The organism is Candidatus Paceibacterota bacterium (assembly GCA_028718635.1).
GTDB lineage: Bacteria > Patescibacteriota > Minisyncoccia > Phycocordibacterales > UBA9973 > UBA9973.
Window position 1 is genome coordinate 341,981 of record JAQULK010000001.1, and the last position, 25,163, is coordinate 367,143.

Annotated in this window: 22 protein-coding genes and 1 tRNA gene; 15 read left to right on the top strand and 8 right to left on the bottom strand. The window is 37.5% G+C overall.

The features are described from left to right. Positions 1–109 precede the first annotated feature (109 nt). Genes PHT16_01860 through PHT16_01875 form a run of 4 tightly spaced genes read left to right on the top strand, consistent with a single transcriptional unit; the run spans position 110 to position 10,061 of the window. Complete coding sequence (locus PHT16_01860) at positions 110–3,283, top strand: DNA-directed RNA polymerase subunit beta (protein ID MDD5721174.1); 3,174 nt, start codon at positions 110–112, stop codon at positions 3,281–3,283. A gap of 1 nt (position 3,284) precedes the next feature. Then, positions 3,285–6,905, top strand: a complete 3,621-nt coding sequence (gene rpoC, locus PHT16_01865) for a DNA-directed RNA polymerase subunit beta' (protein MDD5721175.1) — start codon at positions 3,285–3,287, stop codon at positions 6,903–6,905. A gap of 5 nt (positions 6,906–6,910) precedes the next feature. After that, complete coding sequence (gene dnaG / locus PHT16_01870; protein ID MDD5721176.1) at positions 6,911–8,764, top strand: DNA primase; 1,854 nt, start codon at positions 6,911–6,913, stop codon at positions 8,762–8,764. Positions 8,765–8,792: 28 nt separating this feature from the next. Beyond that, entirely contained in the window at positions 8,793–10,061 is a 1,269-nt protein-coding gene (locus PHT16_01875) for a sigma-70 family RNA polymerase sigma factor (GenBank protein MDD5721177.1), read from the top strand. Here the strand turns inward: PHT16_01875 and PHT16_01880 are convergent, their stop codons facing one another. Then, positions 10,062–10,838 (bottom strand): thioredoxin domain-containing protein, encoded by a 777-nt coding sequence (locus PHT16_01880; protein MDD5721178.1) that lies wholly within the window; start codon positions 10,836–10,838, stop codon positions 10,062–10,064. It lies immediately after the preceding gene. A gap of 91 nt (positions 10,839–10,929) precedes the next feature. Here PHT16_01880 and PHT16_01885 point away from each other — a divergent pair, with 91 nt between their 5' ends. The 3 genes from PHT16_01885 to PHT16_01895 all read left to right on the top strand — a co-directional run bounded on the left by PHT16_01885 (position 10,930) and on the right by PHT16_01895 (position 13,302). Further along, on the top strand, positions 10,930–11,223 hold the full coding sequence (locus PHT16_01885) for a DUF378 domain-containing protein (GenBank protein MDD5721179.1): 294 nt from the start codon (positions 10,930–10,932) through the stop codon (positions 11,221–11,223). A 90-nt stretch (positions 11,224–11,313) separates the two neighbouring features. After that, on the top strand, positions 11,314–12,558 hold the full coding sequence (locus PHT16_01890; GenBank protein ID MDD5721180.1) for a glycosyltransferase: 1,245 nt from the start codon (positions 11,314–11,316) through the stop codon (positions 12,556–12,558). A 36-nt stretch (positions 12,559–12,594) separates the two neighbouring features. Next, complete coding sequence (locus tag PHT16_01895) at positions 12,595–13,302, top strand: hypothetical protein (protein MDD5721181.1); 708 nt, start codon at positions 12,595–12,597, stop codon at positions 13,300–13,302. Between the two features lie 9 nt (positions 13,303–13,311). On the opposite strand, the gene PHT16_01900 is transcribed toward PHT16_01895, so the two are convergent. The 4 genes from PHT16_01900 to rpsB all read right to left on the bottom strand — a co-directional run bounded on the left by PHT16_01900 (position 13,312) and on the right by rpsB (position 15,377). Beyond that, positions 13,312–13,387: transfer RNA gene (locus PHT16_01900), tRNA-Thr, on the bottom strand. Positions 13,388–13,398: 11 nt separating this feature from the next. Beyond that, positions 13,399–13,812: a hypothetical protein gene (locus PHT16_01905; protein MDD5721182.1), complete on the bottom strand. Its 414-nt coding sequence runs from the start codon at positions 13,810–13,812 to the stop codon at positions 13,399–13,401. An 8-nt stretch (positions 13,813–13,820) separates the two neighbouring features. After that, positions 13,821–14,612 carry a translation elongation factor Ts gene (tsf, locus tag PHT16_01910; protein MDD5721183.1) on the bottom strand — a complete coding sequence of 264 codons (792 nt, stop codon included), beginning with the start codon at positions 14,610–14,612 and terminating at the stop codon, positions 13,821–13,823. A 45-nt stretch (positions 14,613–14,657) separates the two neighbouring features. Next, positions 14,658–15,377 carry a 30S ribosomal protein S2 gene (gene rpsB / locus PHT16_01915; GenBank protein ID MDD5721184.1) on the bottom strand — a complete coding sequence of 240 codons (720 nt, stop codon included), beginning with the start codon at positions 15,375–15,377 and terminating at the stop codon, positions 14,658–14,660. On the opposite strand from rpsB, the gene PHT16_01920 reads away from it, so the two are divergent. The 8 genes from PHT16_01920 to PHT16_01955 all read left to right on the top strand — a co-directional run bounded on the left by PHT16_01920 (position 15,372) and on the right by PHT16_01955 (position 21,309). Continuing rightward, on the top strand, positions 15,372–15,626 hold the full coding sequence (locus PHT16_01920; GenBank protein MDD5721185.1) for a hypothetical protein: 255 nt from the start codon (positions 15,372–15,374) through the stop codon (positions 15,624–15,626). The two genes, rpsB and PHT16_01920, sit on opposite strands and share 6 nt — an antisense overlap. An 18-nt stretch (positions 15,627–15,644) precedes the next feature. Continuing rightward, positions 15,645–16,133 carry a hypothetical protein gene (locus tag PHT16_01925; protein ID MDD5721186.1) on the top strand — a complete coding sequence of 163 codons (489 nt, stop codon included), beginning with the start codon at positions 15,645–15,647 and terminating at the stop codon, positions 16,131–16,133. Between the two features lie 104 nt (positions 16,134–16,237). Next, on the top strand, positions 16,238–16,483 hold the full coding sequence (locus tag PHT16_01930; GenBank protein MDD5721187.1) for a type II toxin-antitoxin system HicB family antitoxin: 246 nt from the start codon (positions 16,238–16,240) through the stop codon (positions 16,481–16,483). A 5-nt stretch (positions 16,484–16,488) separates the two neighbouring features. Further along, positions 16,489–16,725 (top strand): type II toxin-antitoxin system HicA family toxin, encoded by a 237-nt coding sequence (locus tag PHT16_01935; protein MDD5721188.1) that lies wholly within the window; start codon positions 16,489–16,491, stop codon positions 16,723–16,725. Between the two features lie 53 nt (positions 16,726–16,778). Continuing rightward, positions 16,779–18,053, top strand: coding sequence for a His/Gly/Thr/Pro-type tRNA ligase C-terminal domain-containing protein (locus PHT16_01940; GenBank protein ID MDD5721189.1), 1,275 nt, complete (start codon positions 16,779–16,781; stop codon positions 18,051–18,053). Next, the gene (locus PHT16_01945) at positions 18,029–19,075 is read left to right on the top strand and encodes a rod shape-determining protein (GenBank protein ID MDD5721190.1); all 1,047 of its coding nucleotides are present in this window, start codon (positions 18,029–18,031) and stop codon (positions 19,073–19,075) included. The genes PHT16_01940 and PHT16_01945 overlap by 25 nt, the downstream gene beginning before the upstream one ends. Beyond that, positions 19,056–19,847 (top strand): rod shape-determining protein MreC, encoded by a 792-nt coding sequence (locus PHT16_01950; protein MDD5721191.1) that lies wholly within the window; start codon positions 19,056–19,058, stop codon positions 19,845–19,847. Before PHT16_01945 ends, PHT16_01950 begins: the two co-directional genes overlap by 20 nt. 64 nt (positions 19,848–19,911) lie before the next feature. Next, positions 19,912–21,309: a tRNA guanosine(34) transglycosylase Tgt gene (locus tag PHT16_01955; protein MDD5721192.1), complete on the top strand. Its 1,398-nt coding sequence runs from the start codon at positions 19,912–19,914 to the stop codon at positions 21,307–21,309. A 9-nt stretch (positions 21,310–21,318) separates the two neighbouring features. Here the strand turns inward: PHT16_01955 and PHT16_01960 are convergent, their stop codons facing one another. The 3 genes from PHT16_01960 to PHT16_01970 form a co-directional block, all read right to left on the bottom strand. Further along, positions 21,319–22,659, bottom strand: coding sequence for a type III PLP-dependent enzyme (locus tag PHT16_01960; protein MDD5721193.1), 1,341 nt, complete (start codon positions 22,657–22,659; stop codon positions 21,319–21,321). A 176-nt stretch (positions 22,660–22,835) separates the two neighbouring features. Then, positions 22,836–23,924 carry an aspartate-semialdehyde dehydrogenase gene (gene asd, locus PHT16_01965; protein ID MDD5721194.1) on the bottom strand — a complete coding sequence of 363 codons (1,089 nt, stop codon included), beginning with the start codon at positions 23,922–23,924 and terminating at the stop codon, positions 22,836–22,838. A 252-nt stretch (positions 23,925–24,176) separates the two neighbouring features. Continuing rightward, positions 24,177–25,070, bottom strand: coding sequence for an aspartate kinase (locus tag PHT16_01970; protein ID MDD5721195.1), 894 nt, complete (start codon positions 25,068–25,070; stop codon positions 24,177–24,179). Positions 25,071–25,163 lie beyond the last annotated feature (93 nt).

Genomic DNA, 25,163 nt, shown 5'->3' on the forward strand with positions numbered 1-25,163 from the left:
TCATATCTAAATAATCTAAATAAATCTTGAGAAGCTAAAGAAAAGCATTTTTCATCTGTTTTTCTTTGATTTTTCTTTACTTTATTTTCTTTGTTTAGGCTAAATAACTATGGCTAAAGAAATAAGCGTAAACAAGCGTCCAAAAAAGTATTTTAATAGATACAAAAAGCCTTTGGTGGAATTTCCGAATTTAATCGAAGCTCAATTAAAAAGTTTCAAATGGCTAGTGGAAACCGGCATTGGAGAAGTCTTTAAAGAATTTTCTCCTATTATAGATTACTCTGGAAAAAAGTTCCAATTGGAATTCACCTCTTTTTCTTTGAGTGAATCAAAAGTTGATGAACATAATTCTAAAATAAATAAACTTTCTTACCAAGGTTTGCTTAAAGCTAGAGTAAAATTGACTAATAAAATTCTCGGCACTGTGAAAGAACAAGAGATTTTTATGTCTGAATTTCCTCTGATGACTTCTCATGGGACTTTTATTATCAACGGAGTGGAGCGCGTCATCGTACCACAGCTTGCCCGAAGCTTCGGAGTATTTTTTACAGAGTCTGAAAGCAAAGGCAATAAATATTTCGGCGCGAAAATTATTCCAGCTCGTGGAGTTTGGATTGAAATAGAATCAGAATCAGATGGAGGGATTTATATAAGAATAGACAAAAAGAGAAAATTTCCTGCGATGTCATTATTGCGCGCTCTGGGCTATGAGAGCAATGAAATGATTTTGAAAGCGTTTGCCGGCAATTCTACCGTAGAAGAAATAATCAAAGCCTCCTTGGCAAAAGAAGGGGATAAAAGTTTAAATGACGCTTATGTTGAGATCTATAAGCGTCTTCGAGATGGCGACATGGCGACCGCTGATAATGCCAGAGAATTCATTCATTCTTTATTTACAGCGGAGAGATACGACCTTTCTCCAGTAGGGCGATTTAGATTCAATCAGCGCTTCGGGAAGGGAATGGGGGAGGACGAAATGGCTCGCAGAATAATTTCTAAAGAAGATTTGGTTACTGTAATTTCTCATATCATTACTTTAAATAATACGCCTCTTGCAAAAGCTGATGATATAGACCATTTAGGCCAAAGACGAGTGCGTTTTGTCGGAGAAATACTCCAGCAAAAAGTGCGCACAGGCATGATGCAGATCAAAAGAAATATTCAAGACCGCATGTCTATTATTGATGTCGATACGGCCATGCCTATCGCCATCATCAATCAGCGTCCGCTTCAAGCCCGCATTAAGGAATTTTTCACTACCAACCAGCTTTCACAATTTATGGCGCAAGAAAATGTGCTTTGTGAAATGGAGCATCTACGCACGCTATCGGCTCTTGGCCCCGGAGGTCTTACTCGAGAACGAGCAGGTTTGGAAGTGCGTGACGTGCACCCTTCTCATTACGGAAGAGTGTGCCCGATCCATACCCCGGAAGGTCCGAACATCGGGCTTATTTTACATCTTTCAACATACGCAAAAATAAATGATTTTGGAATTATCGAAACTCCTTATGTAAAAGTTAAAAACGGCAAGATAACCGGAGAAATTGTTTATATGAATGCGCTTGAAGAAGAAAAATACAATATTGCCCATGCTGGAATTCCTTATGATGAGAATGGCAAAATTACTAAAGAAAAAGTCGAAGCAAGAATTAAAACAGAGCCGGGAATGGTTTCTCCAGATGCTGTTGATTTTATTGATGTTGCTCCAAACCAAGCTTTTTCTATAGCAACTTCCATGGTTCCATTTTTGGAACACAACAATGCAAACCGAGCGCTCATGGGAAGTAATATGCAGAAACAAGCTGTGCCTTGCGTGTTGCCGGAAATGCCGCTTGTCGCAACTGGAGTTGAAGAATTAGCGGCGCGAGACTCAGGCAGGTTAGTCATTGCATCTGAGGATGGTGTTGTTTCATATTTAGATGCTAAAAAAATAGTTGTTAAGGGTAAAACAGAAAAAACTTATAATTTAATTAATTTCCTAAGGAACAACAACTTTGCCGTCTTTCATCAGCGTCCTTTGGTAAATGTCGGAGATAAAATAAAAAAGGGTGACGTACTTGCAGACACGAGCAGTACCGTGAATGGACAAATTTCTATCGGCCAAAATATTTTTGTGGCCTTTTTGTCCTGGGCTGGATCGACTTATGAAGATGCGATTGTTATTTCTGAACGCTTGGTAAAAAAGAGCAAATTTACATCTGTCTATGTTGAAGAATTTATTTGCGCAGTTCGCGACACCAAGCTCGGCCCCGAAATTACCACGCGAGATATTCCAAACGTGGGAGAGCTTCGATTGAAAGATTTGGATGAAGATGGAATCATCCGTATCGGTGCGGAAGTCAGAGAGAATGATATTTTAGTCGGGAAGATTACGCCGAAAGGGGAAACCGAGCTTACTCCGGAAGAACGTCTCCTTCGTTCGATCTTTGCCGAAAAAGCGCGCGATGTGAAAGATACTTCTCTTCGCATGGAACACGGCAAGCGCGGACGCATTATCGGGGTAAAGATTTTTTCCCGCAGTCTAGGGCATACGCTTGAAGCAGGCATTATCAAAAAAATAGTGATAGAAGTCGCTCAGATTAGAAATATTTCGGTTGGAGACAAAATTTCAGGCAGGCACGGAAACAAAGGAGTCATCTCTACGATTCTTCCAGAAGAAGATATGCCTTACATGGCTGACGGGACACCCATAGATGTCATTCTCTCTCCGCTTGGAGTTCCTTCTCGTATGAATCTGGGGCAAATTTTGGAAATACATTTAGGGATGGCCGCAAACAGCCTAGGTTATCAAGCGATAGTTCCTCCATTCTTAGGAGCAAAACATGAAGAAATTCAGGAAGAACTAAAAAAGGCTGGTTTGCCTGAAAATGGCAAGTTGAAACTTTTTGACGGGCGCACAGGAGAAGCTTTCCAGCAAGATGTGGCAGTCGGATATATGTATATGCTTAAACTGCATCACATGGTGGAAGACAAGATCCATATGCGTTCAGTGGGTCCTTATTCTCTCATCACCCAACAGCCTCTCGGAGGAAAAGCTCAAGGCGGAGGACAAAGATTTGGAGAAATGGAGGTCTGGGCGCTCGAAGGTTACGGCGCGGCCTATACGCTTCGCGAAATGCTTACTATCAAGTCGGATGACATCCTCGGACGTTCTGCAGCCTTTGATTCTATTATCAAAAATGAAACGATTAAAGCGCCGAATTCTCCCGCTTCATTCAATGTGCTCTTAAATTATTTAAGGGGTCTAGCACTTGATATTGATTTAAAAAAGGAAAATAAATAATATGAAAACTTTAAACACAACTGAATTTGAGCAAATCGCTATTAGGCTTGCATCGCCTGAGCAAATCAAGGAATGGTCTTTTGGAGAAGTTACCAAACCGGAAACTATAAATTATCGCACCGGCAGATCCGAGAGAGGAGGCTTGTTTGACGAGAAGATCTTTGGTCCTGAAAAGGATTATGAGTGTTATTGCGGAAAATATCGCCGAATTCGTTATAAAGACATTATTTGTGAAAAATGCGGAGTGGAAGTTACACGTTCTATCGTTAGAAGAGAGCGCATGGGGCACATCGAGCTTTCTACCCCCGTTTCGCATATTTGGTTTTTGCGCGGAGTTCCTTCCCGAATGAGCATTCTTTTGAATATATCTGTTTCTGATCTTGAGAAAGTCATATATTTCGCGGGGTACATCATTACCAAGGTACACGAAGAAGAAAAAGAAGCAATTCTTTCCGGCTTAGACAAAGAGTACAAAATAAAATTAAAAAATTCTTCTGATGATGAAACTCGGGAAAAATTAAAAAATCTGCTTTCTATTACCAAGAAAGAAATTGGAGAAATTTATGAAGGAAAAGTTTTAAATGAAATTTCCTTTCATCATTATTCTTTAAAATACGGGACTTGTTTTGAAGCTAATATTGGAGCTGAAGCTATTTATTCTATTTTCAAAAATCTAGATTTAAATAAACTAAAAAATCTTACAGAAAAAATGCTTGTGGACGCTAGCGCAGTTGAAAAAGATAAACTACAAAAAAGGCTTTCCCTCATCCGCGCGATGACTTACGCGGGCATTCGACCAGAATGGATGTTTTTGACTGTTATTCCAGTCATTCCGCCGGTTTTGCGTCCGATGGTGGCCCTAGACGGTGGGCGCCATGCTTCAAGTGATTTAAATGATCTTTATCGCCGTGTCATAAATAGAAACAATCGCTTAAAGAAATTAAAAGAAATTAATGCTCCGGATGTCATTTTAAGAAATGAAAAACGCATTATTCAAGAAGCAGTAGACGCTCTTATCGACAACTCGATCGCCAAGCAAAATGATTCTGTGGCAATGAGCCAGTCTCAGAAACGTCCTCTCAAATCACTCTCCGATAACCTAAAATCCAAACAAGGCCTTTTCCGCCAAAATCTTTTAGGAAAACGAGTGGATTATTCAGGCCGCAGCGTCATTGTCGTCGGTCCTGAACTCAAATTAAATCAATGCGGGTTGCCAAAGCATATGGCTCTCGAGCTTTTCCGACCGTTTGTAATTTCAAAAATTTTACAAGCAGAACTTGCATTTAATATTCGCGGAGCAAACAAACTCATAGAAGAGCGTTCCCCTGAAGTGTGGGCAATATTAGAAGAAGTTATCCAAGGCAAATACGTGCTTCTTAACCGTGCACCGACTTTGCATCGCTTGGGTATTCAAGCTTTTAACCCAATTTTAATTGAAGGAAATGCTATTCAAGTTCATCCGCTTGTTTGTCAGGCTTTCAACGCCGACTTCGACGGAGACCAGATGGCAGTGTATGTACCATTACTTGAAGAAGCGCAATTCGAAGCAAAAGAATTAATGGCATCGAATAAAAATTTGCTTAAACCCCAAAACGGAGATCCGATAGTACATCCTCGCATGGACATGGTGCTTGGCAGTTATTGGATGACCAAATCGGTTGATGGGGAAGTCGGTGAAGGCAAATATTTTCCCAATCCAAATACTGCTATAACCGCTTCTGACTATGGTATTGTTTCTCTTCGTGCCAAAATAAAGGTTCTAGCAACTGATACGCATAAATACAGAAAATTTAATGGAGGGATTTTTGAAACTTCTGTCGGCAAACTTCTCTTCAATAGTATTTTGCCGAATGATTTTTCTTATGTGAATGATGAAATGACTCAAAACAGACTTTCTTCTCTTTTAGATGAGATTATCGTTCATTCCGGAGTGGAAAATACTCCTCATATTTTGGATAAGATCAAAGCATTTGGATTCAAGTATTCTACGGTTTCTGGCACCACCTGGGGATTGGACAATACTAAAGTTCCTGAAGAAAAGAAAAAAATCATAGAAGAAGGCAAGAAATTAGAAGCCGATATGGTGGCGCAGTGGAGCGAGGGTCTGCTTTCTTTGGATGAAAGATACCAAAAGATTATCGAGATCTGGACGCAGGTTAAGAAAAATCTAGAAAAAATCCTGCCAAATACGCTTGATAAAAAAGGTTCTACTTATGATTTATTTACTTCCAAAGCGAGAGGTACGATGAGCAGTTTGATGCAAATGACGGGGATGATTGGCCTTATCCAAAACAATCAGGGTAAAATTCTAGAATTTCCAATTATTCCTTGTTACCAAGAGGGTCTTTCTCCGATTGAATATTTCGTTATTACTCACGGTGCTCGTAAGGGCGCGTCTGATACGGCGCTCAATACTGCAAAAGCCGGATATTTGACTCGAAGACTGGTAGATGTGGCTCAAGATGTGGTGATCACTGAAGAAGATTGCGGTACCAAAGAAGGCAAAATAGTTACCAAAGAAAATATTTCCGGAATTGAAATCCCGCTTTCTAAAAATATTCGAGGACGAGTTCTGGCGAAAGATTTAAAAGACAAAGATGGGAATGTTGTTTATAGCAGAGGATTTTTAATCACCAAAGAAGAAGCTTACAATATTGAAGGAGCAGGTTTTACCGAGGTATTCGTGCGTTCCCCTCTTACTTGTAAAACAGCGCATGGCCTTTGTGTCAATTGTTACGGACTTGATTTAGGGCGAAATCGTTTAGTAGAGCTTGGCGAGGCTGTCGGTATAATTGCCGCTCAAGCTATCGGAGAACCTGGTACTCAGTTGACGCTCCGCACTTTCCACGCTGGAGGTGTGGCAGGAACAGACATCACCACAGGCTTGCCTCGTGTTGAAGAAATTTTTGAAAGACGTATTCCTAAAAACCCCGCTATTATTTCCGAGACTGACGGAGAAGTAATCTCTATTACAAGCAAGGAAGGTAAAGAAAATGTAAAAGAAAAAATAATTAAAGTGTTATCTGACAGTAAAGCCGATGGCAAAGCAAATGAGATAGAATATCTGGTGGCCTTTCGCAGAACGCCTATTGTCAAAGTCGGGGATGCGGTAAAGAAGGGGCAGCTTTTAACTGACGGGTCAGCCGATATTGCCGAGATGTTCAGATTGGGAAATAAAGAATTAGTGGAAGAATATATTATTGAAGAAATTAATAAAGTTTATGAGCTTCAAAGCGCTTCAATTTCTAGAAAACACACTGAAATTATTATTCGTCAAATGTTTTCACGCAGAAAAATAAAAGATGCCGGTGAGACCAATTTTTCTGCCGGAGACATAGTTGAGAATACCGCTTTCATAGAAGAAAATGCCAGAGTGAAAGAAATAGATGGAAAAGAAGCAAAAGCGGAGATAGTAGTGCTCGGTATTACGGAAGTTTCTCTCCGCACCAAGAGCTGGCTCTCAGCTGCGTCATTCCAAAATACTAATCGTGTCTTAATAGAAAATGCCATCAAGGGCGGCGTGGATTCGCTCCGAGGTCTAAAAGAAAATGTCATCATCGGACGCTTGATTCCAGCCGGAACAGGGTTTAAGAATAAGTTTGTGAGCGCAAAAGAAGAATAAAAATTATGAACTCTCCTGTCCAACAAATTAAGGAGAGGCTATCAATTGAAGAAGTAGTCTCTTCTTATATAAAGCTAGAAAAGGCAGGCGCAAACCTAAAAGCAAAATGCCCGTTTCATAACGAAAAAACTCCTTCCTTTTTTATTTCCCCTGATCGAGGCACTTACTATTGTTTTGGATGCGGGGTAAAGGGCGATATTTTTACTTTCGTAGAAGAATTTGAAGGTCTTGATTTTAGAGGAGCTCTTAAATTGCTTGCCAGCAGAGCGGGAATTGTTTTGGAATCTTACAATCCGAAAGATCAAAGAAATCAGAGCGAAAAAGAAAGATTATATGAAGTCATGGAAGAAGCGACTGTTTTTTTTGAGAAGAATTTAAAAGAAAATCCGGAAGTTTCATCTTATCTAAAAAATAGGGGGCTGAATGATGAAAGTATAAAAAATTTCCGTATTGGTTTTGCCTTATTGGAGTGGCGTAAACTTTATGATTATTTAAAATCTAAAAATTTTTCTGACAGTGAAATAGAAAAAGCAGGACTTGCAAAGACCCCCTCCGCCGTTGGCACCTCCCCCTTGATAAGGGGGAGGCTGGGTGGGGGTCTGTATGACAGATTTCGTGGACGAATAATGTTTCCTATCTCGGATTCTAGCGGACGGGTTATTGCTTTTTCCGGAAGAATCTTTGTTGATGACGGAAAGTCTGCGAAATACCTAAATAGCCCTGAAACTTCTATCTTTAATAAATCCGCTGTTCTTTTCGGCATAGATAAAGCTAAAGACCCCATTCGGAAAAATGACTTTTCTATCTTAGTTGAAGGTCAAATGGATTTGATTTTATCTCACCAAGCAGGATTTAAAAATACCGTAGCTTCCTCGGGGACAGCCATGACTGATTCAGTATTGTCAAAAGAAAATATTATAAATAACCTAGGACTTATCACCAGATTGTCAAAGAACATGGTCCTTGCTTATGATGCTGATAGAGCGGGGGTGAGTGCGACTAACCGTTTTGCTAAGATTGCATTATCTTTGGGTATGGATGTAAAGGTGGCAGATATACCCGAGGGAATGGATCCGGCTGATTTGATTTCCCGTGGCTATAGCCAAATGGGCGAGGCAAAAGTTGGAGTGGATGCCTGGCGGGAAGCGATAAGGAATTCGAAACATTTTATCGAATTTATGCTGCTGAGGATCTTAAAAGATACTAATTCTGACAATAGAAAGGCTGGCAGGGAAATAAAGGAACGCTTGCTTCCTTTTGTGAATGAGATAGAAAGCTCCATAGAAAAATCACATTTCATTACATTAATCAGTAATAAATCAGGGATTCCTGAAAATGCCCTGATGGAAGATTTGAAAAAAGTAGAAACTGAATTTAAGAATGAAAAAGAAGATATCAAAATCGCCAAAGAAAATATAGAGAAAAAATTAAGAAAAGACCCGATCGAGCGAAGGCTTTTAGGTATAGCTTTTTGGCAAGAGAGTCTGTCGGACGTTGGACGTCCGAAATTCGGACGTCCAACGTCCGACAAAACGTCCGACAAACCTAGAATTGATCCAGAATTGATTTTTAAAAAATTAGAAAAAGCAAAAGAAAATGTTAAAGAAAAATATAAAGACAGGAGAGAGGATTTGATTTATGAGGTAGAAGAATTTTACTCAAATAATGAAAATCTGGAAAAAGACGTAGAGGAAATGCTGCTCAATATAGAGGAAGAATATTTAAATGAAGAATTTAGCATTAAGATGATAGAATACCAGAATTGCAAAGATAAAATAGAAAAGGAAGAAATTTTTAAAAAAATAAGTGAAATAACAAAAAGAAAAGAAGATATTAAAAATAGTCGTATAAGAAAATAAACTACGAGCTTAACGGTACATAAAATATATGAAAAAAATAAAAAACAAAAAGAAAATAAAAAAGGCAGTAAGAAAAGTTGTAAAAAAGATAAAAAAAGTTCAGAAAAAGCAAAAGATACCTGCCCGCAATGCTACGCATAGCGTTGCAGGCGGGAAGAAAATGAAAAAGACAGCAAAGAAGAGCAAGACTGTCAAAAAAGAAAAAATTAAAAAATTGTCTTCTGCCGAGAAAAAGGCTGAAAAATTAGATGCTTTGGCAAATAGTCTTATAGAAAAAGGAAGAAAACGCGGATTTATCACTTATGATGAGATATTGAAAACTTTTCCGGATATTGAAAACAATATTTTATTTTTGGATGAGCTTTATGAAAAGTTTTCAATAGCTTCCATTGATGTTCTAGAAGGAGGAAATTTACTCAATTTAGATATTGATCTAAATGATAAAGATTTGAATAAAGGGAATATGCATGATTCTATCCAGATGTATTTGAAGGAGATAGGGCAGTATCCTTTAATTTACGCTAGTGATGAAAAAGATTTAGCCAAGCGCATTGAGCATGGTGATGTAGAAGCGAAGAACTTATTAGCACGGGCAAATTTGCGTCTGGTTGTTTCTATCGCAAAAAAATACGTGGGCAGAAGTGCGAATTTGACCTTGCTTGATTTGATTCAAGAAGGGAACCTCGGATTGTTTAAGGCGGTTGAAAAATTTGATTGGACTAAAGGCTATAAATTTTCTACTTATGCCACTTGGTGGATTCGCCAGTCTATCACTCGGGCATTAGCAGATCAGTCTAGAACCATTCGTATTCCGGTGCACATGGTAGAGACAATTTCTAAATATAAGCAAACCCATCGCCGGCTTTCTCAGGACTTGGGTAGAGAACCGCTTGCTGAAGAGATTGCGACTGAAATGGGTATCCCAGTTGAAAAAATTCATGTCATTGAAAACATCTCGCAGGAAACAGTCTCCCTCGAACAGCCAGTCGGAGATGATGATGATAAATCTACACTAGAGAATTTCATTCCGGACGATAAGATTTTACGTCCAGATCAAGAATCTTCTAGAAGAATTCTATCTGATCAAATCCGGGAAGTGCTAGATGAATTAAACCCAAAAGAAAGAAAAATTTTAGAAATGCGTTATGGTTTGCTCGATGGCATTCAGCACACCTTGGAAAGGGTGGGGGAAGAGTTTGGAGTAACCCGTGAGCGTATTCGTCAAATCGAAGCGAAAGTTCACGAAAAACTCCGCCAACACGAAAAGATCGCCAGACTAAAAAATTACTTTGATTAATTATTGCAACGCAGAATCGATTTTTGGTTTTACTGTGCTCCAGGATTCTGCTCCATCTATAGTTCCTGCAATCTTATTATCTCTTAATATAAATCCTTTTGGAGTGCCAGTTACACCAGCGGTAGTTCCTTCAGTTTTAGAATCCGTAACAGCTTCCGTATATTTGCCACTATCCAGACATTTATTAAACTCGGATGTGTCTAACCCAAGTGTCTTCGCGAAAAATTTTAAATTAGTATCCGAGAAGCCTCCCTTATTTTCTCCATTTTGGTGTCCATAGAGATAGTTATAATATTCCCAAAATTTTCCCTGATCTCCAGCGCACCTTGCGGCCTCGGAGGCTTTCACGGATTCTGGACCGAGAAAAGTAAAATCTCTGTAAACAAACAAAACTTTCCCAGTATTTACATAATTATTTATAATCTCAGGCATAAAAGGAGTCCATGTGGGATCATTTTTTTTAAGATAATCCATTACGGGTTTCATGGAAGGTGAGTTGAGCTCAAGTCCAGTTACTGCTCCGCAAAACGGACATTGAAAATCTTCATACATAATGAGAGTGACTTTTGCTTGCGGGTTTCCTAGGGTTTTATCTTCTTTTCCGACTGGTGCCAAGGTAGCAGTTGTTACTGGAATTCCATTTATTACTGGAACCCCTTTCTCATTTGCTTGGGGATTTTTAGGGATTGAGCTGCCTTTTAGTAAAATTGCTCCAGCTATTAAGACTCCTACTATAATAATTGCACTAACTATTGATTTTTGACTATTATTTTCCATATTTCTTTAATTAAATTTGTAATACACTATTGTAGCATATTTTATAAAAAGTAGTATAATATGGGTATTAATAATTTAATTAATAAAATATATGGATATGAATAAATGCAAAGGTATGTGTGTCTGTTCTAAGATTGGTAAAATCCTATTAATCATAGGAGGCTTAAATTGGGGCTTAGTCGGTATTGGAATGTTGATAGGCAGTGGGGATTCATGGAATGTCGTTCGAATGATTTTTGGAACAATGCCAGTGGTTGAAGGAATAATTTATGTTCTTGTGGGTATTGCAGCCATCATGGGTATTTTTGGTTGCAGATGCAAGAAAAATATGGAAGCGCGCGCTGCTTGTTGCGGAGGGGTAGAAAAGATGGAAGGAAAGATGTAATTTGAGCATATTTAAGTTGCAAAACTCCTCCGACCCAGGTCGGAGGAGTTTTGCGTTAAAGCCTAAAAAATGCTATGATATTGCCAGTAGATGACTTCAATTTTTGACCTTATATTTTATATTTTGATCTTTTTATCTGTCTACGCGCAGGTGTTTTTTCTTATTACTTTTCTTGAGAATAGAAAAAAAATAGTCATCAGAAATGGAAAAATAACCTTAAAGGATTATCCGGCTGTGACTATTGCCGTGCCTTGTTGGAATGAAGAAAATACAGTTGAAAAAACAGTAAATTCTTTGCTCGGTTTGAATTATCCGAAAGACAAGCTTCAAATATTTTTGATTGACGATGGTTCTACGGACGGCACCTTCGAGGTGATAAATAAGTTTAAAGATTTTACAAATATAAAAGTTTTTCAAAAAGAAAACGGAGGCAAGTTTACCGCGCTCAATTTAGCGCTCGAGCATTGTGAGACGGATTTCTTCGGCGGTCTTGATGCTGATTCTTTTGCAGATTCCGAATCCCTTATTCGTATTATGAGTTATTTTGAAAAAGATTCTAACATTATGGCGGTCGTTCCGTCTGTGATTGTTTCTAACTCAAAAAATATTCTAAAAAAGGCGCAAAAAGCCGAATACAGCATGGGTGTTTATTTCAAAAAAATGCTTTGTTTTCTGGGAGCTATCAACGTAACTCCGGGGCCGATGACGATCTTTAAGAAAAAAGTTTTTGATAATTTAGGAGGTTACTGCCATGGTCACAATACGGAAGACATGGAGATCGCTTACCGTATGCAAAAAAATAGATATATAATAGAACATTGCAATGACGCATATATTTATACAAACACTCCTGAAACAGCCAAAAAGCTCTACAAACAAAGGATCCGTTGGATTTATGGTTTTATTAACAACACCATAGATTATCGAAAAGTTTTATTTAAGAAAAAATACGGGAACTTCGCTCTTTTCACTTTACCTTTGGGTGTTATCTCTATATTTTCCATTGTTTATCTTTTTGGAAGAATCGTTTATAATTTTGGAAATTTCCTATATACAAAGATTATTCAATTTGAGACAGTCGGCTTTATTTTTAAATTGAAAAGTTTTGTTTTTGATCCTTTTTTCATAAATACGCAGTTCTTTGTATTCTTGTTTCTCTCTATTTATATTTTGGTGATTTTTGCCATGATCTTGGGGCAGAAAATGACAGAAGGGAAGTGGAGCTTGTCTTTAGATATGGTTTATTTCTTTCCAGTTTTTACTATCATTGCCCCATTTTGGCTTATTAGGGCATTTTATAATACGCTTATCCAGCGAAAGCCAGCCTGGAGATAGAATCAATTTAAAATTACGAATTACGAATTTAAAATTATGAACTCAAATAATATAGATTGGAAAAAATATTTGATTGTATTGCTGATAACCGCCGGGCTTTTTATAACTGCTATTTATTTGAGCAATTATTTTGGCAATCAAAAAATCAATCAATTAAAAACAATTCAAGATAAAATAGCTATAGATATATTGTCTTCCGAAACTCAATTTTCTCTTCTCTCTGAACTTTCTTGTAAAAGCATTTCTGATTCTGTTTTTTCGAGCGAGCTCGGAGAACTCGGCAGCAAGCTAGAATGGAGCGAAAACAATTTAGGTTCTTCGGCTACAGACGAAGTGACTTATTTAAAGAAGTACTATTCTTTATTGCAAATTAAAGATTATTTGCTGACGAAAAAGATTTCTTCAAGATGTGGAACAAAGTCTGCCTTTATTCTCTATTTTTATACTACCGCCCAAAACTGCAGTGATTGCGAGAAGCAAGGCCTAGTGCTTTCGACGCTTCGTTCGGAATATCCCGAGCTTCGCGTGTATTCTTTTGATTACAGTACCGATCTTTCCGCTGTTACCTCTATGCTTCAGATTTATAAAATAAAAGACACAGAGCTTCCTGCTTTAGTCATAGACGATGAGGTGTTGACCGGTTTCCAAAGCTTAATAGATCTAGAAAATCGAGTTCAAGAATCTTTCAAGCTCCAGCAGGGAACACCAACTCAACAAAAAGTTTCAACGCCTAAGAAACAATAAACGAATTTCTGGAGCCGCCTCTCGGATTCGAACCGAGGACCTTCACTTTACAAAAGTGTTGCTCTACCAACTGAGCTAAGGCGGCAATTATTTTTTTTACAAATTCTCTTCTTCCCTTATTTTGTGTCTTATTTCTCTGATTTTTTGTTTGTATTCTGAGATGATTTTTAAGAATTTTGGGACTTCTTGTTTTTCTTTTATCACACTATTACTTCTTATTTTTTTACAGTAGATTTCTTTTATTTTTATTTTTACTTGTTCGTATTTATTTTTTATAAAATTGGAAGATCTGACATAAATTCTAACAATTGTGACCAGCCCAGTGTATCTGTGTTTCTTGATTGTTTTGACAGCGGAATGTTTTAACTCTTCGAAATATTGCGCTTTTAAAAAAGTTTCCTCATTGTCATTGTAGGATATTTGTCCGCTCTGAAGCATCAACAGCTTCTTTCCGATCATGAAAGTGATTCCAATAAATGATCCAAAAAACAAAATTAAAATAAGATACATATTGTTTATTATATTGAACAAACCTTTACTTCTTTGATTTTTGCGTGATTATTTTCTAGAAGCTTGCCCACTGTTATCTCTCCATCTTTTATAAATATTTGGTTAACTAAGGTTTTTTCTTTGAAATAGGTTGCCATTTTTCCATCCAACATCTTTTTCTTTATTTCTGCAGGCTTGTCGACATTAGCAACTTCTTTTTCGAAAATCTCTTGCATTGTTTTTTTAGCATCGTCAGTTATTTCTGCTTCTGTAATATATTCTGGTTTCATGGCGGTTATGTGCATGGCTACATCTTTTGCGAGCTCTGCATTGCCTCCTTCTAATGAAACAATCACCCCTGTCTTATTGTTGTGGACATAATTTCCCAACACGCTCCCCATTACTTCGTACACATCGCCCAATTGAATATTTTCTCCAGTTTTTTGAATTATGGGATTTATTATATCTTTTGCATCCATTTTTATTTTTTCCACTCCTTCCTCTAATGCTTTATTGGCGAGAGTTTCAAGCAAGGCCACAAAGTCTTCGTTTTTAGCGACGAAATCAGTTTCGCAAAGCAGGGAAATCAATACTGCTTTATTCGTTTCGTCTTCATTTTTGACTTTTATTGCCACTCTTCCCTCAGAGACTGCGCGATTGACTTTCTTTAATGCGATGTCCGAACTAGTCTTTTTTAGGATAGCCAGAGCTTTTTTCATATCACCCTCAGCTTCTTCGAGAGCGTGTTTGCATTGCATTACTGAGATGCCCGTGGCATCTCTTAATTCCTTTATCTGTTCAGTTGTTATTTGTATTGACATAATAAAAACTCTTTTACCTGCCTGCCGGCAGGCAGGTTTGCTCTGTTAATTCACTGGTACGCTAGCTTGCCCTTCCTTATAGGCATCGGCAATTGCAGTAGTGAAAAATTTAATGGATGGCATGCCCGAGTCATTTGCCACGATAGGGTAGTCAATTCCTTTGATATTTGAATCAGAATTCACCAAAGAGATGACCTTGATACCAGACTTTCTGGCTTCTGTGGTTGCGATGTGTTCACTTTTGGCGTCTATTATAAACAACGCGTCTGGAGCTTTCTTTAATCCCAGTAGGCCAGTGTAATACCTTGCCAATTTTTCCATTTTTTTTGCTATTACCACTCTTTCTTTTTTAGTATATTTATCAAGCCCGCCGCCAATTTTATCCTTCTGATAATTTTCCAATTCGATAATTTTCTTCTTAATTTCTGTAAAATTAGAGAGAGTGCCACCGATCCATCTTTCCGCAACGTAAGGCATTTTTAACATTTCTGCGATTTCTTTTGTCGCAACCTTCGCTTCAGGTTTAGTGCCGACAAAAAGCACCACTTTGTTTTTTGCTCCCAAATTTTTCATAAATTCTGTCGCTTGATTTAAAAGTTCGTTTGTTTTTTCAAGGTCGATTATGTCTCCTTTGTTTTTTGTAGCGTAGATATATCTAGACACGGAAGGATGTCTTCGTGTTTTACTATAACCATAATGCGCTCCGGCCTTGAACATCTTTTCGATGATTGTATCCGCACCCTTTTTGATTTCCGTTTTTTGCATAGAGTTAATATAGCAGAAAGAATTGTTTTTTGCAACCCGGCCTTATTTTATATATACTTTAACTATATCTATGGAATCAATCAAATAAATAAAAAAGAGCAAGAAAACGAGGCGTTGAGGATTTTAGGAATGGAAGATATTAATAAAATTTTACAATTGATTATTGATAAAAAAGATCAGATTGATTCCCTGAAGGAATATATTAAGATCAATACGGAAAAATTAGATAAAGTTATCACTCCTCCATAAGAGAGTAATAATGGAAAAATGGAAGGGTATGGATTCTTTGAAGCAAAAAAAATGTTTCCAAGGCTTTTAACTCTTTTTTATATTTTAGAAAATGATTTTGAGATACTACCCCAAAACGTACTAATAAAAGAAGGTATAGTTACAAATCAAATGATGCGCCAAACTCCTTATGTTAGAGTAGAGATGCCAGATTTAGAACGGGTAGCCTATATCTGCGATGAAGAAGGCAATGTTAGTTATATTTTTGATACTGCAAAATTTGCAGAAAAAGGCTTAACTTTAGAAGAACTAGACATAGAAGACAAAGGAGATAAAAATTCTTTAATTGAAAAATATCCGGGGATAGGAGTCAGGATCATCCAAACAAAAAATTGGAGAAATCAAATAGAGATCGCCTTACAAGAAGAGATACCAAAAATACAAAAAGAAATAATTAAAACAAATAAAATAGAGCCTAAATCAGAGTTTAAAGAGAGAAGAAATTGGTTGTCATTCAAAGAAAAATAAATAAAATTATTAGGTCTTGCCTTGCAGATTTTCTTAATTGCTTGTTTGTATGGATTTGGGTTGGCATCTTTGCCAAACAAGATCCATATGATATAATTCGTATTATGAGTAAATTAAAGTTAAAAAAATTAAAATTTCCAGTTATAATAGAAAAAGATGAATCTGGTTTTTTTGTCGGTGTCGTACCTTCTTTGAGAAGTTGTTACACACAAGCAAAAACTCTTCCAGAACTTTATAAACGCTTGCAAGAAGTTGTTTCTCTTTCGCTGGAAGTTGAAAAAAAACTTTTTAAAACAACCATCACAACTAATCAATTTATCGGAGTGCAAAATATGGAATTTGTGAGTTAAAATTTATGCCTAAGCTAGTTCCTATTTCTACATCTAAAATTATTAAAATTCTTAAGCGACTTGGTTTTGAAGAAGTTAGAATAAAAGGTAGTCATCATTTTTTTATTCATCCTATCACTAAAAAATCTACAACTATTTCTGTTCATTCCAATGAAGTTTTGGGAGTTGGTATTTTAAAAATTATATTGCGAGATATAGACTTGTCTTTGGATGAATATGACAAGTTGAGATTGCGTATATAAATATAAAACTTTTCTTTGCCAAAAGGACTTTTTTCGGGTAAGATGAGCCTAATATGAGACAATCTAAACTTTTTACAAAAACAAGAAAAGAGGCGCCAGCGGACGAGACATCAAAAAACGCTGAGCTCTTAACCCGTGGTGGTTTTATACATAAAGAGATGGCGGGGGTTTACACTTTTTTACCTTTAGGGTTGCGGGTTTTAAAAAAAATTGAAAACATTATCAGAGAAGAAATGAACGCAATTGGTGGAACCGAGATGAGAACCTCTGTGTTTCAAAATAAGGAAGTATGGGAAAAATCCAACAGATGGGATGACGAGGTTGTAGATAATTGGTTTAAAACAAAATTAAAAAATGGAGGAGAAGTTGGTCTTTCTTTTACAAATGAAGAAGCTTATTCAAATATTTTAAAACAATATGTAAGTTCATACAAAGATTTGCCGCTTTATTTATATGATTTTAAGAATATTTTTAGAAATGAAACAAGAAGCAAATCTGGAATTATGCGAGGTAGGGAATTTTATTGGAAGGCATTATATTCATTCTCAAAAAATGACGAAGAACATAATATTTTTTATGAAAAAGCTAAAGCAGCTTACAAAAATATTTTCAAAAGAGTCGGGATCGGTCATTTGACCTACATGACTTTTGCCTCCGGGGGAAGTTTTTCAAAATTTTCTCATGAATTTCAAACGATAACTTCTGTCGGGGAAGATACCATTTATTTAGATGAAAATTCAGGCATTGCTATAAATAAAGAAGTTTATAATGATGAAATTGTAAAAGAGCTAAAGCTGAAAAAAGAAAATTTAGTTGAAAAAAGAGCGGTAGAAGTGGGAAACATTTTTTCACTTGGGACAAAGTTTTCAGCTCCTTTTGATTTAAAATATAAAAATGAAAATGGAGAAGATAAATTAGTAGTGATGGGTAGTTATGGTATTGGTCTGGGACGTTTAATGGGTACGGTAGTAGAAACTCTTTCGGACGACAGAGGTATAATTTGGCCGGAATCTATCGCGCCATTTAAATTACATCTTCTTGTTTTAGGTGAAGATAAAATAGTTTTAAAAGAAGCAGAAAAGATTTATCAGAGTTTAATAAAAGCTGATATTGCAGTTTTGTTCGATGATCGCGCGGGCTTGTCGGCTGGAGAAAAATTTTCTGATGCGGATTTGCTTGGCATGCCTTACCGTGCGGTTATCTCGGCAAGGAGTATGAAAGACTTATCTTCTGGGGGTATAGAATTGAAAAAACGCACAGAAGAAAAAGGGAAAATGGTAACTTTGGAAGAATTAATAAAAACATGTTCGACAAATTTTACAAATTAATTTCTAATGACATCGGAATAGACTTGGGGACATCTAATACCTTGGTATATTTGAAAGGTCATGGGATTGTAATAAATGAGCCGTCTGTCGTGGCTGTAAACATCAAGACGAATCAAATTTTGGCAGTGGGAATGCAAGCGAAAGAAATGCTTGGACGCACTCCGGGGCACATAAAAGCTATCCGCCCGCTAGTGGATGGCGTTATCTCTGATTTCGAAGTTACCGAAGAAATGCTTTCTTATTTGATAAACAAAGCGGATAAAATGTCTAAAAAATTTGCCCGACCGAGAGTTCTCGTCGGAGTGCCGTCCTGCACGACGAATGTGGAAACTCGGGCTGTGTATGATGCTGCCAGGAGCGCTGGGGCCAGGGAAGTTTTCTTGGTAGAAGAGCCGATGGCGGCGGCTATTGGAATAAGGCTCCCAATTAAAGACCCTGTAGGCTCGATGATCATAGATATCGGCGGAGGCACGACGGATATTGCTGTCATTTCTCTGGGAGGAATCGTAAAATCAAAAAATTTAAAAATAGCCGGCGATAGATTGAATAATGACATCATCTCTTATATGCGGGATGAGTTTAAAATTTTGATTGGGGAGCGAACTGCGGAAATGGTAAAAATAGCCATTGGTTCGGTGATTCCCGGAGAATATATGGAAACAGAAGTTCATGGACGGGATCTTTTAACCGGGCTTCCGCGTGAAGTGGTAGTCACAGATTCGGATATTCGCGAAGCAATTTCTTTGTCCATCAAAGGTTTGATAGATGGCGTGAAGGATATGTTGGAATCAGCTCCACCGGAGATTTTATCTGACATAATGCATCGCGGAATTACCTTATCTGGCGGGGGGGCTTTACTTCACGGACTCGGAGAACTTTTACAAAAAGTTCTTAAAATTCCGGTTTATGTTGTGGAAGATCCGCTTTCAGCTGTAGCCCGCGGAACCGGAGTAATTTTTGACGACGTCCCGCTTTATAAAGATGTTTTGATTAGAAATCAAGATGAGCTACCTCCTAGATAAAAAAATAAAAAGAAATAAGATTTTTAAAATTACGTTGGGCGTTGTTGTTCTGATTATTTTATTCTATTTTAGATTAAATATTTTTAATGGGCTTTCTTTTGTCGGTCAAGTTTTTTTTCGTCCCATTTTAGTTGTGGGGCAGAATATAGGCCAAAAATTTAATAATATCGGTTCATATTTTGTTTCAAAAAATTCTCTTTCTTTAGAAAATCAAAATCTTAAAGATCAAATATCGGCAAGTGCAGCTGACAGAGCCAACTATGATTCTGTCGTAGCAGAGAATGTAAGCCTCAAAGAGACCTTGGGAAGAAAAGATCCGAAAGTAAATATAGTTCTCTCTGCTATTTTAGCTAAACCCAATCAAAGTCTTTACGACACGCTTCTCATCGACGCAGGCACGGCGCAAGGCATAAAAACAGGAGACATAGTTTTTGCTTTAGGGAATATACCTATAGGGCGCGTGGATTTAGTTTATGATAATTCCTCTAAGATTATCTTATTTTCAAACCCAGGGGAAAAAACACAGGCAGTTGTTTCTAGTAAAAACATTTTTATGGAATTAGTTGGACGAGGCGGAGGAAATTTTGAAATGATTTTGCCGAGAGATTTTGTTTTACAAAAAGGAGATCAAATCGTAATGCCTGGCATTACTCCGAATGTTTTAGCTATCGCGCAAACAATAATTTCCGATCCTCGAGATCCTTTTATAAAAGCATTGCTCGTGAGCCCAGTGAATGTACAGGAACTTAAATTTGTGGAAGTGGAGATTTAAACCTCACTCCCCAGCCCCTCTCCTTAGTAAGGAGAGGGTGGCCGAAGGTCGGGTGAGGTGAATTATGATTTTTAAAATAGAAAAAAAACTTAAGAATAGCAAAGGCGGAGCCGGTAAAACATATCTGGGAAGGGCAGGGGTAATCAAAACTCCGCATGGAGATATTTTGACTCCGGCTTTTGTGGCTGTCGGTACTAAAGCGACTGTGAAATCTTTGAATCCGGAACAAGTGAGAGAGGCTGGTACGCAAGTAGTGCTCGGAAATACTTATCATCTTTATTTACAACCAGGGGATGAAATAGTGCGAGACGCGGGTGGTATCGGTAAATTTATGAATTGGAAAGGACCGACCATGACTGACTCCGGCGGTTTTCAAGTATTTTCTTTGGGAGTTGCTTACGGAAAAGATATATCTAAACTTCTAAAAATTACTGATCCATCATTGCTGATTCCGGAGCGTTTCGATGATAGCGATGCTCCGCGTCTGGCAAAGATAGGGCAAGATGGAGTTTCCTTCAAGTCGCACTTAGATGGAACTATCCATTACATTACTCCGGAAAAATCTATACAGATTCAGCACAACTTGGGTGCAGATATAATTTTTGCTTTTGATGAATGCACGAGTCCGACTGAAGATTTAAAATATCAAGAAGAAGCGCTCGAGCGCACGCATCGCTGGGCGGAGAGAAGTTTACAGGAGCATCATCGTCTCATGCGGGAAGAAAAATCTTTCTCTGCGGGGTCGCTGTCTGTGTCTGCTGACACAGCGCTGCCTCTCGGCTCGTCAGCCTGCGAGACACCCCGCAAAGAAAATTTTTCTTCCCGTATTTCACTTTTTGGCATTGTGCAAGGCGGGAGAGATGAAAAACTAAGGAAATTATCAGCTAAAATTATATCTGAAATGAGTATAGATCTTGCCCCGTACGGAGCCGCAGGCTCTCGTTCGGGGTTTGATGGTTTTGGTATTGGTGGAAGTTTTGCAAAAGAAGATATGTCTACCGCTGTAAGGTGGGTGAATGAAATATTACCAGAAGAAAAACCTCGTCACTTGCTCGGCATAGGGGAGCCAGAGGATCTTTTTATGGGGATAGAAAATGGAGTAGATCTTTTTGATTGTGTGGCTCCGACACGATTAGGAAGAAATGGCACAATTTATACAAAAAATGGGAAAATAATTATAATGAATACGAAATACAGAAATGATTTTGGTCCACTTGATGAGGGATGTGAGTGTTTCACTTGTAAAAATCCTGCCCCGTACGGAGCCGCAGGCTCTCGTTCGGGGTACACAAGGGCATATATCGCGCATCTTTTTCACGGCAAAGAGATGCTTGCTGGCACCTTGGCTTCCACTCACAATTTGTATTTTATAGTCAACTTGGTCAAAAAAATTCGGCAGTCAATAATAGATGAAAAATTTTTCGAATTCAAAGAAGAATTTTTGAAATCATATTTAAGCTAATTCCTTTTTTTATTTCTTTAGTTTCGTTTCTTTTAGATCTTTCGCTGTGTCCTTTGCGGTGTCTTTGGTATCTTTTGGCGTTTGATGATGGAGCGATTTATGTTCGTCGGTATTTAAAATTCCACAGTCTTTGAATTTCTTGCCACTGCCACAGGAACAAGGTTCATCTGAGGTGCATTTATTTATCGATACAATTTTTGTTGGCTTGAACCCATTGAAGAAAGAGGAAGAAGCGGTGGTATAAGCGCCGATGTTTTCAGCATAAAGCAAATCATCAATTTCTAAATCCTCCGGCAATTCATCTGATAGGGAAATAGTGTCGAAAGCATCACAAGTCGGACCAAAAGTAGCGCAAACTTTGTTTTCTCCATCTTTGAAAGAATGAAGAGGATATCTTTGGTGATCGTAAACTTGTCCAGAAAAAGTATTGTAAACTCCGTCATCTAAATAATAGCAAGTTTTTCCATCTCGAATAGATTTACCGATAATTTTTGTCACTAAAGTACAAGTGTTTGCCACCATAAATCTTCCTGGTTCGGCGATGACATCGACATCCCCATTGAACATTCTTTTGATTTCTGAGTTAATTTTTCTAGCCAACATTGGAAAAGGTTTCACGTCCGGAGTATATTTCACAGGGAAACCGCCTCCGATATCCAAGACTTTCATTTTTTTACCGTCTTTGTCTATAAAACCTATATCCAGCCCTCTTAACTTTGCTTCTTTAAAAATAGAAGAAGATAAAGAAAGGGCTAAAACATAATTTTCAAAATTATTGCATTGGCTGCCCACATGAAAGCTGATACCTTCCACTCCTAGTCCCATACCGATAGCTTCCGCCATCAAGTCGACTGCTTCTCCTGGATGAACTCCGAATTTACTGGAAAGCTCTACCATAGATCCAGTGTTCGGCACGCGAATGCGCAACACCAGACGCACGTCTGGTGCATTTTTCTTTATTTTCTTTAACTCTTCAATGTTGTCAAAAGTGACCAAAGGTTTGTAAATATTCAACTTTCTTAAAATGGAAGCTGGTTTGATAGTATTGGCATAAATTATATTATCCCAGATATATTGCTGTCTTTCTTTTTCAGGCAAATGCTTAATATTGTTATAAACTTTCATAAATTCTTGGAAGGAGGCCACATCAAAACTAGCTCCCATGTCATACATGGTTTTTATGATATCAGTATCAGAATTGGATTTGACTGCAAAATACGCCTGGACTGTCGGTAACTTTTCTTTAAATTCTAAATAATTTTGTCGCAGTTTTTCATGGTCCACCACCAAAAGAGGGGTGCCGTGTTTTGCGGCGAGCTCAAGCAATTGTTTTTTTTGTTGGGTGTTCATCCCGTTAGAAGCAGGTCGCGGTCATTGCGCCGTAACTATGCTTGATTATGTTTATAAATTTTATATGTTTCATTTTTTATATATTTTTATTTTAAACTGCGACCGCGGCTTCTAACGGGATAAATAATTTGTTTATTGTAAGGTAATTAGAAACAATGTCAAGCAAATACAAAATATTATTTTATATAATTTTTCTTTACAAGGAGTTCTGCATTTAAAATTCCTCCACCGGCGGCACCGCGGACAGTATTGTGGCTCAAGGCTACGAATTTATAATCAAAAATTTTACATTTTCTTAGACGGCCGACAGTCACAGCCATACCTTTGTCGTTATCTCTGTCCTTTCTTGGTTGGGGACGATTTTCTTCCTCTTGGTAAATAATGGGACAAGCAGGAGCGAAAGGGAGTTTAAGCTCTTGGGGTATCCCTTTAAAATTTTTCCAGATTTCTATAATTTTTTCTTTTGTCGGTATTTTGTTTTTAAATAAAATATTAACGCAAGCTAAATGCCCGTCTGTTACAGGAACTCTAGTGCATTGCGCAGAAATTTCAATATCTTTTTTCTTGATAAATTTTCCATTTTTAAGACTGCCTAAAATTTTTAAAGGCTCTTCTTCCGTTTTTTCTTCTTCACCTCCGATGTAAGGGATGACATTGTCGATCATATCCAAGCTTGGTACTCCGGGATAACCAGCTCCGGAAACAGCTTGAAGCGTAGTAATAAATATTTTTTTAATGGGATAGCCGGCTTTTTCTAAAGCAAAAATAGGGGTGATGTAACTTTGTAAACTGCAATTCGGTTTGACCACAATAAAACCCTTGTTCCACTTATGATTTTTCTTTTGTTGTTCAATCATTCCTAAGTGTTCAGGATTAATTTCTGGAATAATCATAGGAACATCTTCAGTATGGCGATTAGCGGAAGCATTAGATACAACAGGGATCCCTGCTTCAGCATATTTTTCTTCTATTGTTTTAATCATTTCTTTGTCTTTAATTTCAAATGCTGAAAAAACAAAGTCGCATTTTTTCTTTGCTTTTTCTACATCAAGCACGTCTTCCACCATAATATTTTCTATATTTTTAGGAATTAGAGAATTCATTTGCCAGCGTCCAGAAACAGCCGTAGCATATTTTTTGCCAGCTGAATTAACTGAGGCAGCCAAATATACAACTTCAAACCAGGGGTGGTTTTCCAAAAGACGAATATAATTTTGACCCACCATGCCAGTAGCACCCAAGATTCCAACTTTGAATTTTTTCATCCCGTTAGAAGCAGGTCGCGGTCATTACACCGTAACTATGCTTGATTATATTTATAAATTTTTTTATATTTCATTTTTATATTTTTGTTTTAAACTGCGACCGCGGCTTCTAACGGGAGTCATAAAATGATTATACATCGTTAATTACGGAACACAAACTTTTTTTCGGTACGGATTTTTTGAAGCTTAAAAAATCCTGAAGTTGGCTCGCCGTCGCTCGCCAAACCCCTACAAAAAGTTATGTTCCGTAATTTATAGACTTTTACTAACTTTTGTTTTTAATTTGGGATTAGCGATGAAAGTTATTTCAAGCGGGGTATTGGATAATTTAACGTATTGAATCGCTTTGCCGTGAATTATTTTTCCAGCCATTTCAGCTTCTTTATAGCTAATGACAGGGAGAGTTTTTGCTTCCGGAACAATTTTAGGATCAGCCGAAAAAACTCCGCCGACATCTTTCCAGAGAATCACTTTTTCTGCTCTCAGGGCAGAGCCGACGAAACAAGCCGTAGTGTCCGTGCCACCTCGCCCGAGGGTAGTGGTTTTGCCTTTTTTGGTTCTGCCAGTAAAACCGGGGATAACTGGGATTTCTTTTAAGGTGTTTGTTTTATTTTGAATTTTTTTCTGGAGATTTTTTTGGGAAATTTCATAAATGATATTAGCATTTTTAAAATTATCGTCGGTGATAATAGGGATTTCTTCCGCTAGAAATCTTTGAGCTGGCAAGCCAAGCATCTCTAGGTAAAAAGTAAAAATCGTCGCTGATAATTTCTCTCCATACGCGACGATTTTGTCTTCGTTCGCAAGAACAGTTCTTGCGAGTTTTAAATCTTTTTCTAAATCAGTAAATATTTTATTTAATTCTATTTGAGTCTTTTTTATCCATTCTTTACTGAAACCCATTTCTATCATTTTTTGTAGATTTTTTTCCTTGAATTGTTTTAAAAAAGTTTTATCAGAAATTTTTAAAAGTTCGTCCGTGACTCCAGGAAAAGCCGAAATCACGACGACAGGACTAAAGCCGTCTTTTATTTGTTCCTGCAACCTTTCTACCATCAAAGGAATAAAATCTTTTATCAAAATTCCTCCTCCGAATTTATTTACGATGATTTTTTTAGGGGATGAGTCCTTTTTCCGTGTTTTCATTTCTGTTGTTAGCATATAGTATGCTAAAGCATGTATATCTGTCAATAAAAAGTTGAATGTACCTATATTTTCCTTGACTTTTAGTCTTAAGTG

What these genes read in the sequence shown, in the direction of transcription:
- PHT16_01860 (MDD5721174.1), top strand. Translation starts at nt 110, where the DNA reads ATGGCTAAAGAAATAAGCGTAAACAAGCGTCCAAAAAAGTATTTTAAT.
- rpoC (MDD5721175.1), top strand. Translation starts at nt 3,285, where the DNA reads ATGAAAACTTTAAACACAACTGAATTTGAGCAAATCGCTATTAGGCTT.
- dnaG (MDD5721176.1), top strand. Translation starts at nt 6,911, where the DNA reads ATGAACTCTCCTGTCCAACAAATTAAGGAGAGGCTATCAATTGAAGAA.
- PHT16_01875 (MDD5721177.1), top strand. Translation starts at nt 8,793, where the DNA reads ATGAAAAAAATAAAAAACAAAAAGAAAATAAAAAAGGCAGTAAGAAAA.
- PHT16_01880 (MDD5721178.1), bottom strand. Translation starts at nt 10,838, where the DNA reads ATGGAAAATAATAGTCAAAAATCAATAGTTAGTGCAATTATTATAGTA.
- PHT16_01885 (MDD5721179.1), top strand. Translation starts at nt 10,930, where the DNA reads ATGGATATGAATAAATGCAAAGGTATGTGTGTCTGTTCTAAGATTGGT.
- PHT16_01890 (MDD5721180.1), top strand. Translation starts at nt 11,314, where the DNA reads ATGACTTCAATTTTTGACCTTATATTTTATATTTTGATCTTTTTATCT.
- PHT16_01895 (MDD5721181.1), top strand. Translation starts at nt 12,595, where the DNA reads ATGAACTCAAATAATATAGATTGGAAAAAATATTTGATTGTATTGCTG.
- PHT16_01905 (MDD5721182.1), bottom strand. Translation starts at nt 13,812, where the DNA reads ATGTATCTTATTTTAATTTTGTTTTTTGGATCATTTATTGGAATCACT.
- tsf (MDD5721183.1), bottom strand. Translation starts at nt 14,612, where the DNA reads ATGTCAATACAAATAACAACTGAACAGATAAAGGAATTAAGAGATGCC.
- rpsB (MDD5721184.1), bottom strand. Translation starts at nt 15,377, where the DNA reads ATGCAAAAAACGGAAATCAAAAAGGGTGCGGATACAATCATCGAAAAG.
- PHT16_01925 (MDD5721186.1), top strand. Translation starts at nt 15,645, where the DNA reads ATGGAAGGGTATGGATTCTTTGAAGCAAAAAAAATGTTTCCAAGGCTT.
- PHT16_01930 (MDD5721187.1), top strand. Translation starts at nt 16,238, where the DNA reads ATGAGTAAATTAAAGTTAAAAAAATTAAAATTTCCAGTTATAATAGAA.
- PHT16_01935 (MDD5721188.1), top strand. Translation starts at nt 16,489, where the DNA reads ATGCCTAAGCTAGTTCCTATTTCTACATCTAAAATTATTAAAATTCTT.
- PHT16_01940 (MDD5721189.1), top strand. Translation starts at nt 16,779, where the DNA reads ATGAGACAATCTAAACTTTTTACAAAAACAAGAAAAGAGGCGCCAGCG.
- PHT16_01945 (MDD5721190.1), top strand. Translation starts at nt 18,029, where the DNA reads ATGTTCGACAAATTTTACAAATTAATTTCTAATGACATCGGAATAGAC.
- PHT16_01950 (MDD5721191.1), top strand. Translation starts at nt 19,056, where the DNA reads ATGAGCTACCTCCTAGATAAAAAAATAAAAAGAAATAAGATTTTTAAA.
- PHT16_01955 (MDD5721192.1), top strand. Translation starts at nt 19,912, where the DNA reads ATGATTTTTAAAATAGAAAAAAAACTTAAGAATAGCAAAGGCGGAGCC.
- PHT16_01960 (MDD5721193.1), bottom strand. Translation starts at nt 22,659, where the DNA reads ATGAACACCCAACAAAAAAAACAATTGCTTGAGCTCGCCGCAAAACAC.
- asd (MDD5721194.1), bottom strand. Translation starts at nt 23,924, where the DNA reads ATGAAAAAATTCAAAGTTGGAATCTTGGGTGCTACTGGCATGGTGGGT.
- PHT16_01970 (MDD5721195.1), bottom strand. Translation starts at nt 25,070, where the DNA reads ATGAAAACACGGAAAAAGGACTCATCCCCTAAAAAAATCATCGTAAAT.